Origin of the sequence: Pseudoxanthomonas gei, assembly GCF_010119615.1 — a bacterium.
Taxonomy (GTDB): Bacteria; Pseudomonadota; Gammaproteobacteria; order Xanthomonadales; family Xanthomonadaceae; genus Pseudoxanthomonas_A; species Pseudoxanthomonas_A gei.
This window is the reverse complement of record NZ_QOVG01000023.1, coordinates 1-658: the sequence shown is the minus strand read 5'-3', so window position 1 is coordinate 658 and position 658 is coordinate 1. Positions and strand designations below refer to the sequence as shown.

General features: G+C 58.2%; 2 protein-coding genes. One reads left to right on the top strand and one right to left on the bottom strand.

Annotated features, from left to right (window positions below):
• Positions 1-277: hypothetical protein (locus tag DT603_RS16170; protein WP_343037783.1), on the bottom strand; the 277-nt coding region annotated here is incomplete at its 3' end.
• On the opposite strand from DT603_RS16170, the gene DT603_RS16270 reads away from it, so the two are divergent.
• The coding region (locus DT603_RS16270; protein WP_343037782.1) for a DUF3500 domain-containing protein at positions 177-658 on the top strand (482 nt) is incomplete at its 3' end. The two genes, DT603_RS16170 and DT603_RS16270, sit on opposite strands and share 101 nt — an antisense overlap.

Genomic DNA, 658 nt, shown 5'->3' with positions numbered 1-658 from the left:
TCACCGCAGCTACGGCTACCGTCCTTACGGTCACGGTGCCAACAGGCGCCACCACTGGGACCATAACCGTCACCGTTGATGGGCAGACGGCGACTTCATCCACCAGCTTTACGGTGACCACCACCAGTACGACCACCTCGCCAACGATTACGACCTTTAGTCCCACCAGTGGAACCGTGGGTACCTCGGTTGTGATTACCGGTACTAATTTCAGCACCACGCCCGCCAGCAATACCGTCACCTTTAACGGCGTTGCGGCCACGGTTTCAGCCGCCACCGGTACGTCGTTGACCGTTGCCGTTCCTGCCGGAGCAACGACGGGTAAACTCGTGGTAACCGTTGGCAGCAACACCGTGGCCTCGACCAGCGATTTTACGGTTAGTACCACCGGAACGGCAGCCACGCCCGCTCAGGTGGTTGCGCTCGCGAATGCCTTTTTGGCAACCTTATCGACGACTCAGCAGGCCACGGTCGTGCTGACGTTAAACCTGACCAATGCCAAAAGATGGTCGAACCTTCCCTGTGGGGTGTCGTGTCGAAATGGCCTGGCCTTTAGTAGTTTGAGCGCTACCCAGCTCGCGGCCGCCAAAGCCGTGATTCAGGCCGCCAGTGGGACCGTAGCCAATGAAGGCTATAGTGAATTTACGCAGATTAATGC